This is a genomic window from Micromonospora endophytica (assembly GCF_003236305.1).
GTDB lineage: Bacteria > Actinomycetota > Actinomycetes > Mycobacteriales > Micromonosporaceae > Micromonospora > Micromonospora endophytica.
In genome coordinates this window covers 1-10,853 of sequence record NZ_POTX01000207.1, presented here as the reverse complement: position 1 = coordinate 10,853, position 10,853 = coordinate 1, and the positions used below count along the sequence as shown (strand labels likewise).

The following is a 10,853-nucleotide window of genomic DNA, read 5'->3' as shown; positions in this document are numbered from 1 at the left end:
GTGCACGCCGGTGTAGGTGGCGCCGGCACCGGTGGCGGCCACCACACCCACCTGCCGATGGTCGCGTTCCGGATCGGCGGCGGCCAGACGGGCGACCACGTCGCCGGCGGCCACCCCGGCCCGCAGCAGGGCCAGGCCCTGCGGCCGGTAGGCGAGGTTCACGTGCGCCTGGGTGGCGATCGCGCCGACGTCGGCCTCGGCCGCCGGCACGAGCGCGCCGGCGGCCAGGAAGCGGCTCGCCACGGCGACGCCGTGCAGGCGTCCGTCGGCGGAGCGGGCTACCAGCGAGAAGGTCACGCACTCCACGTTAGCGCTGGTCGCGGCCCTGTCGCCGGGCCGCGCGCCGGCGGGTTCAGAACGGTGGGGCGGCGGCCTCCGGTGGACCCTTGCGGGCGCGGCGGGCGTCGTCGAGGGCGACCGCACCGAGCACACCGACCACCAGGATCTCGGCGGACAACGGTGACCGGTGCAGCAGCAACGGCAGCGACAGGGCCAGACCCAGCGCGGCGATCCACCGGGACGGGGAGACCCGGTTGAACACCTCGTACTCGAAGCGGGCCCGGCCGAGCAGGAACACCACCGGACCACCGAGAATCATCACGATCCACGCAATCTCGGGCTCATCCAGTGGGTGCTGGATGGTGAGGTCGTAGCCGATGGCGGTGGCGGTCAACCCGATCACCATGACCAGATGGGTGTCCGCGGCCGAACGGCCGATGCTTGCCGGTCGGCGGGCCGAGGCGACCGCCTCGGCGAGGATCTGCCCGGCCCGCTGGACGTAGATCCGCCACAGCAGGATCGAGACGGCCAACGCCAGGGCGAAGGCGACGGTCTGCGCGGCGGGATAGGGGGCGTCGCTGTAGGAGAGGCCGGCCACCAGGATCGTCTCGCCGAGCGCGATCAGGAAGAACTGCTGGTAACGCTCGGCCAGGTGCCGGCCGCCGATCTCCCACTGCGAGACCACCGAGCGGCCCAACCCGGGCACCGGGTAGCCGAGCCGCCCGGTGACGTACTCCACACCCAGCGCGCCGCTCCAGAGCAGCACCCGGGGAGTGGTCGGCAGCGCCGCCCCGACGATCCAGAGCACACCGGTGGCGGTGAAGGTGATCACCGTCCGGCACTTGAGCCGGCGTTCCGGTGTGCCGAAGGCGAGCAGGATCAGCGGCCGGGAGAGCTGGGCGACCACGTACGCCGTGGCGAACGCGAACCCGGTCGTGGTGAACGCCCGGGGAATGGCCACCCCCATCACCATGGCGCAGACCAACGTGATGATCACGACGAGTTGCAACCCCGCGTGGTACGGGTCGTAGCGGCTGGTCGTCCAGGCGGTGTGCTGCCAGACCACCCACAACGCGAGCAACAGCAGCAGCGTCTTAGCGCCCCCGGTCACCGGGCTCCACCCCGTCGCGCCGCCGGGCTCCAACGCGAGATCCTCGAACGCCCGGGCCGAGATCCGGGTGAGGGCGAAGACGAAGACCAGGTCGAAGAAGAGTTCCAGGACCGTGGCCCGGCCCGGGTCCTGAACGCCCGGCGTCAGCCGACCGGCGAGCCGCGCCACGTCAGCTGGTCCTCTCGTCGGTCCAGGTCACCACGCTGTCGTAACACCACAGGCCGGCATCGAGCGGGTGAACCGGGAAACCGACAAGATCTTGCTCGGTGGACCCGCCGGCGGGCACCATCGATCGATGACGACGCGATGGGCGATGACGGTCCCGCTGGCTGGTGTGCCGCTCGCCGACCACGCCGCCGTGTACGCGGCCCTTGCCGACTCCGGCTTCACCGACGTGTGGTCCGCCGAGGTCAACGGGACCGACGCCTTCACCCCGCTGACGTTGGCCGCCGCCTGGCAACCCGGCCTGCGGCTGGGCACCGCGATCACGCCGGTGTTCACCCGGGGACCCGGTCTGCTGGCGATGAGCGCCGCCGCGCTCGCCGACGTCGCCCCCGGCCGGTTCGCCCTCGGCATCGGTGCCTCGTCACCGGTGGTGGTCACCGACTGGAACGCGGTCGAGTACGCCGAGCCGGTGCGGCGTACCCGGGACGTGCTGCGGTTCCTGCGTGCCGCGCTGCGCGGCGAAACCGTCGACGGCGCCTTCGACACCTTCGCGGTGCGCCGCTTCACCCTGGAACGGCCCCCCGTCGTGCCCCCACCGTTGCTGCTGGCCGCGCTGCGCCCCGGCATGCTACGGCTGGCCGCCGCCGAGGCGGACGGGGTCGTCCTCAACTGGCTCGCCGCCACCGACGTGCCCCGGGCCGTGGCCGAACTGGGCGAGCGGCGCCCCCAGTTCGAGGTGGTCGCCCGGATCTTCGTCTGCCCCACCGAGGACGCCGACTACGCCCGCGCCCTGGGCCGACGCATGATCACCAGCTATCTGACCGTGCCCGCGTACGCGGACTTCCACCGCTGGCTCGGCCGCGAACCGGCGCTGACCGGCATGTGGCAGGCGTGGGCGGCCGGCGACCGACGCGCGGCCCTGGCGGCGGTGCCCGACGAGGTGGTCGACGCGCTCATCGTGCACGGCTCGCCGGAACAGTGCCGGGCCCAGGTGCACCGGTACGTCGAGGCCGGGGTCGACGTACCGGTGCTGGCGCTGCTGCCCACCCCGGAGGTGGCCGTCGGCGACCCGGCGGCGCTGCTCACCCTCGTCGCCCGGCTCGGCTGCCGCGTGACGCGCACCTGCCAGTCGCCACCCGAACCACCACCGGTGCTGCCGTAGCCGCCGCCCAGGTCGGTACGCCGCAGCACCTCACCGCGACCAGCGCAGCGGCCCCGGATGCACCGTCCAGAGCAGCCGCCGCCAGCGGGGCAGGGTGGCGCGCAGCGCCCCGGTGTAGGCGGAGGCGGCCTCGGCCGCCACCCCGGCCTGCTCGGCGGTGACCCCACCCGGAGCGAACCCCACCTGGTTCACCAGCCGCGCCAACTCCGCTACCGCGCGGACCGCGGCCGGCGGCGGCGGCTCAACGCTGCGTTGCCCCTCGGCCACCCGCCAGCCCGCGGGGTCGGTGCCGGAGGTCGGGGTCGATTCGGCGGCGTCGGCACCAGACGTCGGGGTCGAATCGGCGGCGTCGGCACCAGACGTCGGGGTCGATTCGGCGGCTAGAGCACGGCGGGCCGCGTCGGCGACCTCCGTGGCGGACAGGTCAGCGGCCACCGGCTGCCCGGCCAGCCGCAACGCGTCGGTCACCTCCCGCCAGGCACCGGCGATGCGCTGGCCGGGGTCACCCCGACGCAGCCGGTTGCGGGTCTGCGCCCGCCGCAACCCGGCCAACGTGGCAAGCAGCACCGCCACCACCAGCAGCAGACCGCCACCGGCACCGGCCACCAGCATCGGAGTCGACGGGCCGCCGCCACCGGCGGAACCGCCCGGGGCCGCCTGCGGTGACGGCGACGCGGTCGGTTCCAGGGTGGGCTCCGGCTGCTCCGACGGCGGCGGCTCCTCCGGCTTGGGACGGAAATCCTCCTCCACCGGCCTCGGCTCCTCGTCGGGCCGGGGCAGCGGATCGAACGGCACCCAACCCAACCCGTCGAAGAGCACCTCCGGCCAGGCATAGGCGTTCGCGGCCCGCACCGGCCCGGACGCGGGAGCGGCGAAACCGACAACCACCCGCGTCGGCAACCCGGCCAACCGACCCAGCACCGCGAAGGCGGCGGCGAACTGCTCGGACGTACCCCGCTGCCCGCCACCGCCCGCCGGCCCGAACAGGAAGAACGCCAGATTCGGGTACGCGTGACCACTCGGCGCGTCAGCGACCAGCCGGTAGTGCTCGGCGAGCCACTCCTCGATCGCCAACGCCCGCGCGTACGGAGCGCCGTTCTCCTCGGCCAACTGCGCGGCGAGCCGCCGCACCTGCTCAGGAGCCCCGTCGGCGACATGCAGCACCCGGGCCACCTCGGCACCGGCCGGCGTGTTCGCCACCGGCAGCAGCTCTCCGTTCGGACGTTCCCGGGCCGAGGTGACCGTGTACCGCAGCCCCGGGCTGAGCCCGTCCGGCCGGATCAGCGTGCCGGTGTCCAGGTCGTACGCCACCCGCGCGCCGCTGACCTCAAGTGGAGTGGCCACCGCCGGCAGCAACCGGCCACTGAGATCACCCACCGTGATGTCCTGCCGGACCGTCTCCACAGTGGTGTGCGCCGCCGGCCGCACCGTGGGCAGGATCCGGCCGGCGTTGCGGTAGGTGGCACCGACCCGCCAGGTCACCCCGTCGTAGTCGCTGAGCACCGCCAGCCGGATCCGCACCCCGCCGCCGGTCGCCGCCGGCCGCGCCTGGTCCGGGTCGGCGTCCTCGGCAACGGGATCAGGCTGGTCGGGGACGCCGCTGCGCTCGGTCGTCACCTGGAACAACTCCTGCTCCGGATGCAACGCCCACCCCGAGATCCGGATCAGCGGATTCTCGTCGAGCGTCTCCACCTGCGGCGGCTCCACATAGCGGCGCGGATCCACCGGCCGGGTCTGCACCAACGCGGCCAACGCCGGACCGAGCAGCGCCGCCAGCGCCACCACCACCGCCGTGCCGGCGGCCGACGCCACCACCAACCGGGCCCGCACCCCCGCCCGCGCCGCCGGCGACAACTCGTCCACCGGGTCGCCACCGGCCGGCCGCCCCGACACCGCCAGCCCGAGCGCCGCCACCGCCACCAGCGCCACCGTCTCACCGATCGCCGGCTCGGCGTTCGGACCCACCACGTACACCGCACCGGCGAAGAACAGCGCCGCCGGCAGGTAACCCAGCAGCACCCGGCCCGCCCGCAACGCCACCTCCGCGCCGGCCAACCCGGCCAGCCAGGCGGCCACCAGCGGCACCAGCACGGTGTCCGGCGTCGGCTCCACCGGAATCATCGCCGTCAACAGCCGGGGAATGCCGTTACGCGCGGCATCCCCGACCACCTCACCGAAGCCACCCGGCAGCGCGGCCCGATCCGCGGCCAGCCGCAACCCCCACGCCGTCCAACCCGCCATCGCCAGCACCGACACCGGCGCCACCAGCCAGGACGGCAGCCGCCGGGCCACCACACTGACCAGCACCGAGCCCAGCGCCGCGCCCGCCACCAGCACTGTCAACAGCGAACCCGCGTACACCCGGTCGAGCGCCATCCCGGCCAGCGTGACCATGGCGACCAGCACAGCCGGCAGCACCAGGGCGAACAGCGCCGCCGGCACCGCCCGCAACAACCTCACCACCGGCGCACCCCGTCCCACTCGGCGGCGAACGCCGCGCCGTCCGGCGCGTCCACCACCACCAGGCCGGCCGCGTCCGGCGGCGTCGGCTCCGCCGACCAATTCGTCACCCCGGTAGAGCGCGGTCCGACCGGTGTCCGCGGCCGAGTAGCCGCCGTGCCCGGCCGCGTCACCGAACAGCGGGACGTCCACCAGGATCACGTCCTCGATCCGGGCCGCGTTGCCGATCGGGCTGTCGGTCCGCAGCAGGGTCGGCCCGGTCGGGGCCTCGTTCCAGGTGTCCCGGTAGGACCGGCCGGCCTGGTAGCGCTCCAACTCGGAGAAGAGCAAGCTGCGGAACTCCGGCTGCGGCTCACCCTCGGCCTGCTGCGCGAAGAAGAGGGCGCCGGACCAGGCGACGTCAGTGGTGCTGAAGTACTCGGTCCACTTGTCGGCAACCGGCACCGCGACCGCGGAGGCCGACCCGTACACGCCGTCGAACTCGGCGGCGACGTAGCGCTCCACGTAGTTGCCGAGCCGCTCGCCACCGATCTCGTGCCGTACGGTCGCCAGTTCGGCCCGCTTGACGTCCCGGTGATACCCGGTGGGCAACCGGCCCGGGAATCCCTCACCCAGGTGGTAGACGTACGGGGTGCCGGTGAAGCCACCCTCGCCGTCCGGCTTGCCCCACTGGTGCGACACGTAGCCGCTGATGTTCTCGGCACTTCCCTGGCCACCGAGCTGCGCCGAGTAGAGGCTTCCGAACTCATCGGCGATGATCTCGAACCTGCCCGGCGGGCTGTCGAAGATGTCGAAGAGGACCCCCACCTCGGCCTTCATCGACCGGGCGGTGCGGTCCGGCGCGGTCGCCGTGACCGGCTTGGCCTTCCGGGCGTCCACGCTTATCGTCAGGTCCCGGTTCACCGCGATCTCAGGTCGGTTCAGCAGACTGCTGCGCTCCCGCTCACCGAACTCGTCGATGATGCTGCTCACGGTGTACTTGCCGGTCGGCAGCCGGAGAGTGCCGGTGCCGCCCTCCGCACTGTCGACGAAATCGATTGTCGGGCCGTCGATCCCGGTCAGCACCGTGAAGTGGGTGTCGCTCGGCGCACCGGCCGAGTCGAGGTGCTTGACCGTCACGTCGTAGCTCTCCACCTCGCGGTAGACCCCGACCGGGACGACGGTGCGGACCTGGCCGGCGGTGGCCACCAGGTGCCCGCTGTAGTAGCCGTCCGCCGCGTCGACGCGGGTGTCCACGGTGGCCGTCACCTCGGCGGTGCCGCCCGCCGGCACGGTGACCCGGGGCGCGCCGGTGTGGAACATGCCCGCCGGTGCCGCCTTGCCGTCCGGGCCGGTGACCTGCCAGGTCAGGTCGAGGGTGAGCGCCTCGGTGCCGTCGTTGCGGTAGGTCACGGTCCGGGTGATCGGCTCGTCGTCCTGGTGTGGCCACTGCGTGCGGCCGTACGACACGCTCGGCGGGTCGGCGGTCACCGGCTGCCCGACGGCCCGGGCCAGGTCGACCAGGCCCGCACCCTGCTGGTACGCGGTGTCGCCAGGGCGCGGGTTGGCCGAGCCCATCAGCAGGGACTTGAGCCGGGTCGCGTCCCACTCGGGGTGCTGCTGGGCGAGCAGGGCCGCCGCGCCCGCCACGTGCGGCGCGGCCATCGAGGTGCCGGACTCGGCCACGTAGTGCTCGCCGACCGGGATGCCCATCGTGCCCTCGGCGGCCTTGGCGGCGACGATCCCGACGCCCGGGGCGGTGACGTCCGGCTTCACGCCGTCGTCACCGATCCGCGCGCCCCGGCTGGAGAAGTCGGCGAGGGTGCCGTCCCGGTCGACCGCCCCGACGGCGAGCGCGGCGTCCGCGCTGGCCGGCGAGCCGATCGACTTCTCGTAAGGCCCGGCGTTGCCGGCGGCTACCACGAAGAGCGCCCCGGTCTGCGCGGTGAGCGTGTTCACCGCCTCTTCCGCCGGGTCGATCTCCGGACCGTCCCACCCGCCGAGGCTCATGTTGATGACAGTGGCCTGCTTGTCCACGGCCGCCCAGTGCATCGCCTCCAGAATCGCCGAGTCGTCGCACCAGACTTCGCAGACCTTCGCCGAGACCAGCTTGGCGTCCGGGGCCACTCCCCGGTACTTGCCGCCGGAGGCGGCACCGCTGCCGGCGATGGTCGAGGCCACGTGCGTGCCGTGCCCGTACCTGTCGATCGGGTCGGTGTCCGGCAGGAAGGTGACCGCGTCGGTCACCACGTCGACCAGGTCAGGGTGGGTCGTGTCGACGCCGCTGTCGATGACCGCCACGGTCACCCCGGCACCGGTGAACCCGGCCTGGTACGCGGCGGGCGCACCGATCTGCTGCGCGCCCCGGTCCACCGCCAGCCGCCGCTTGCCGTCGAGCCAGAGCCGCTCGACACCGCCGATCCGGCTGGCGTCGCTCGCCTCGTTTCCGGTCAGCTTCTGCCAGACCTCGGCCAGGTCGTCCTTGTCGGCGCTGACCGCGGCACCCTCGATCGCCGGTAGCTCCCGGTCCACCCGGACCTCGGCACCGGGCAGCGGCGAACCACCGCGTCGGGCGGCCGCCCCGTCCGGGTACGCCACGATCATCGGCAGCCGATCGCGGGCCGCATCGTGGTAGCCGTACTCGATCAGCTTGGTGATGTTGAACAGCCGGCGGTCCAGCACACCGGAGCCGATCAGCGGCACCGCGTCCGCGGGCACCACGTGCAGCTCACCGTTGATCTCGTAGCGGCTGAACCGGATGCTCGCCCGGTCCTTCGACGGGTGAATCGTCACCCGGCCGCTGCGGTCGCGGCTGACCCGGTCCCCGGTGATCAGCGTGACCGTGGCGGCCTGGTCGACGGCCCCCGCCAGCACCCCGACGCCCCGAACCGTCCCGCTGTCCCCGCTCGGCGCACCACCACCGGGTGCGGCCCAGCCGGGTTGCCCCAGTCCCAGGACCAGAGCCGCGGCCATCCCGGCCGCCCCGACCCGTTTGTGTTTCCTCACCAGACCTCCCCATCGAACGATCGAGAACTCCGAACATCATCTGGAGAACTGATAAGGATCCTGTTAGGACGATTCGCCATCGTGCGGCGCGTCGGGACCGGTAGCTTGCCCTCAGGTCGGCTCACAACCGGCATGACCTCGGCGGAAGGCGCATCGTGAAGTATCTGATGTTGATCTACGGCAACGACGAGATCTGGAGCAGCCTGCCCGACGGTGAGCTGGCGGCGCTCATCGACCGGGTCGACACCTTCAACCAGACGCTGCGCGCCTCGGGCGAGTTGGTGGACTCGCAAGGGCTGGAGACCCGCCCCCGGGCGGTCCGCTTCGTCGACGACGTCCCGGTGGTCACCGACGGGCCGTACCTGGAGGCCAAGGAGTACGTCGGGTCGTACTTCGTGGTCGATGTGGCAAGTGAGCAGCGGGCGCTGGAGATCGCCCGGTCGTACCCGGCGCTGCGGTTCGGCTCCGGCACCGGTGGTGGGATCGAGGTATGGCCGCTGATGACCCGGGACGAGCACTGAGCCTCGACGAGGCCCACGTCGACCTGCTGCGCCGGCTCGCCCCGCAGGTGCTCGGCGTGCTGGTACGCCGCCACGGTGACTTCACCCGGGCCGAGGACGCGGTGCAGGAGGCACTTGTCGCGGCTGTCGAACGATGGCCCCGCGACGGCGTACCGGAGCATCCAGCGGGCTGGCTGCACACGGTGGCCCAGCGCCGCTACGTCGACCAGGTGCGCGCCGAGGCGGCCCGGGCCCGGCGGGAACGTGCGGTGCTCGACACCGCCCCCCGCGACGCGCTTGTCGCGCCGCCGCCCGACGCCGACGACACCCCCCGCGACGACCTGCTGGAGCTGTTCCTGCTCTGCTGCCACCCGGCTCTGACCGCGTCCGCGCAGCTGGCCCTGACCCTGCGTGCGGTGGGCGGGCTGACCACCGCCGAGGTCGCGGCGGCCTTCCTGACCTCCGAGAAGACCATGGCGCAGCGGATCTTCCGGGCCAAACAGCGACTGCGGGAGTCCGGTGCCCGGTTCACACTGCCACCAGCGGCGGAACAGGGGCCACGGCTGGCCGTGGTCCGGCACGTGCTGTACCTGATGTTCAACGAGGGCTACGCCGCCAGCGGCGGTCCTGACCTGCTCCGGCCCGACCTGACCGGGCAGGCCCTGCGGTTGGCGCGCCGGCTGCACGAGCGGCTGCCCGAGGACGGGGAGACCGCCGGCCTGCTGGCGCTGATGCTGCTGACCGAGGCGCGAGCCGCCGCGCGGGTGGGCCCGGCCGGCGAACTGGTGCCGTTGGCCGAACAGGACCGTACGCGCTGGGACCGGGCGGCCCTCGCCGAGGGCTGCGCCCTGGTGACCCGGAGTCTGTCCAGCTCGCCGCCGGGCCCGTACCAGATCCAGGCCGCCATCGCGGCGGTGCACGCCGAGGCGCCGAACACCGAGGCCACCGACTGGCCACAGGTGCTCGGCCTCTACGAGCTGCTGGAGCGGTTGGCGCCCAACCCGGTGGTCACCCTGAACCGGGCGGTGGCGGTGGGCATGGTGCACGGACCCGCCGCCGGGCTGGCCCTGCTGGCGGAGCTGGAGTCGGGGCCGCTCGCCGGCCACCACCGGCGGCACGCCGTCCGCGCCTACCTGCTGGAACTCGCCGGTGACCGGGAGGCCGCCGCTTCGGCTTGGCGGCGAGCCGCCGAACTCGCCGGCAGCGAACCCGAGCGGCGTCACCTGCTCCGCCGCGCTGCCGAGTCCGAGTGACCTGGATCACGTCGAAGATCGGTAGTGGCGGCGGTCCCGGATCCGATCCAGTGCTGAGCAGGTGCCCGAGGTGGGCACCGCCGGATCCGAAGGAACGACATGACAAGAGTGACCGCGCAGATGTCGGTGTCGCTTGACGGTTTCTACGCCGGCCCACGGCACGACGGCGACGGCGACTGGCTGACGTCGGCCGAGAGCCACGGCTTCTTCCGGGTGACCCGCTGGGCCACCGAGGCGATGGCCTGGCGGGAACGGCAGGGTTTCGCCGGCGGCCGGCAGGACGTCAACTCCGAGATCATCGCGGAGTCGTTCGCCGCGGCCGGCGCGTACGTGATGGGTCGCCGGATGTTCGAAGGCGGTGAGGTCCCGTGGGGCGACGAGCCGCCGTTCCGCGCCCCCGTCTTCGTGGTCACCCACCGTCCCCGGCAACGGCTGGAACGCCAGGGTGGCACCAGCTTCACCTTCGTCACCGACGGCGTGCAGAGCGCGGTGGCGCAGGCCCGGGCCGCGGCGGGCGGCAAGAACGTGGCGGTGGCCGGCGGCGGCACCCTGGTCCGGCAGGTGCTGCGCGCCGGCCTGCTCGACGAGCTGGAACTGCACGTGGTGCCGGTCGTGCTCGGCACCGGGATGCGCGTCTTCGACGCCGACCTCGGGCTCGACGAGTTCGAAGGCATCGAGCTGACCCCCACCCGCGTGGTGTCCGACCCGGACGTCACCCACCTCCGCTACACCGTGCACGGCCGCACCCCCCTCACCCTCGACAACCGCGGCTCCGACACCTAAGGAGGGGTTTAAGGAGGGGCCCCCTGTTAACGCCTGGTGTAGAGGAGGGGCCCCCTATTAACGCAGGTTGCCGAAGATCCTGTCGGTGATGATCCGGTCGGCTCCCCGACCCTGTGTACCTTCACTCGTCCCTACCGAGCTGAACCGTTCACGCC

General features: G+C 73.0%; 7 protein-coding genes and 1 pseudogene. 4 read left to right on the top strand and 4 right to left on the bottom strand.

The annotated features are described in order from the left end of the window. A partial coding sequence (locus tag C1I93_RS23625; protein WP_146603564.1) for a DUF1028 domain-containing protein occupies positions 1–297 on the bottom strand: 297 nt, incomplete at its 3' end. Positions 298–352: 55 nt separating this feature from the next. Beyond that, a complete protein-coding gene (locus C1I93_RS23620) occupies positions 353–1,558 on the bottom strand; it encodes a low temperature requirement protein A (RefSeq protein WP_111245487.1) in 1,206 nt (401 codons plus the stop codon). Between the two features lie 145 nt (positions 1,559–1,703). On the opposite strand from C1I93_RS23620, the gene C1I93_RS23615 reads away from it, so the two are divergent. Then, complete coding sequence (locus C1I93_RS23615) at positions 1,704–2,717, top strand: LLM class F420-dependent oxidoreductase (RefSeq protein WP_111245486.1); 1,014 nt, start codon at positions 1,704–1,706, stop codon at positions 2,715–2,717. A gap of 30 nt (positions 2,718–2,747) precedes the next feature. Here the strand turns inward: C1I93_RS23615 and C1I93_RS32690 are convergent, their stop codons facing one another. Both C1I93_RS32690 and C1I93_RS32685 read right to left on the bottom strand, forming a co-directional pair. Continuing rightward, positions 2,748–5,198 carry a transglutaminase TgpA family protein gene (locus C1I93_RS32690; RefSeq protein WP_420811772.1) on the bottom strand — a complete coding sequence of 817 codons (2,451 nt, stop codon included), beginning with the start codon at positions 5,196–5,198 and terminating at the stop codon, positions 2,748–2,750. A 1,494-nt stretch (positions 5,199–6,692) separates the two neighbouring features. Continuing rightward, a pseudogene (locus tag C1I93_RS32685) lies at positions 6,693–7,760 on the bottom strand (S8 family serine peptidase); the annotation flags it as partial. A 557-nt stretch (positions 7,761–8,317) separates the two neighbouring features. Here C1I93_RS32685 and C1I93_RS23605 point away from each other — a divergent pair. From C1I93_RS23605 to C1I93_RS23595, 3 genes are all read left to right on the top strand, one after another. Further along, positions 8,318–8,683, top strand: a complete 366-nt coding sequence (locus tag C1I93_RS23605; protein ID WP_111245484.1) for a YciI family protein — start codon at positions 8,318–8,320, stop codon at positions 8,681–8,683. Further along, a complete protein-coding gene (locus tag C1I93_RS23600; RefSeq protein ID WP_111245483.1) occupies positions 8,653–9,915 on the top strand; it encodes an RNA polymerase sigma factor in 1,263 nt (420 codons plus the stop codon). The genes C1I93_RS23605 and C1I93_RS23600 overlap by 31 nt, the downstream gene beginning before the upstream one ends. Positions 9,916–10,014: 99 nt before the next feature. Next, positions 10,015–10,698, top strand: a complete 684-nt coding sequence (locus tag C1I93_RS23595; protein ID WP_111245482.1) for a dihydrofolate reductase family protein — start codon at positions 10,015–10,017, stop codon at positions 10,696–10,698. Positions 10,699–10,853: the final 155 nt, after the last annotated feature.

Excerpts from the sequence above, each read along its gene's own strand:
- C1I93_RS23600 (WP_111245483.1), top strand. The coding sequence starts at position 8,653 with ATGGCCGCTGATGACCCGGGACGAGCACTGAGCCTCGACGAGGCCCAC.
- C1I93_RS23595 (WP_111245482.1), top strand. The coding sequence starts at position 10,015 with ATGACAAGAGTGACCGCGCAGATGTCGGTGTCGCTTGACGGTTTCTAC.
- C1I93_RS23615 (WP_111245486.1), top strand. The coding sequence starts at position 1,704 with ATGACGGTCCCGCTGGCTGGTGTGCCGCTCGCCGACCACGCCGCCGTG.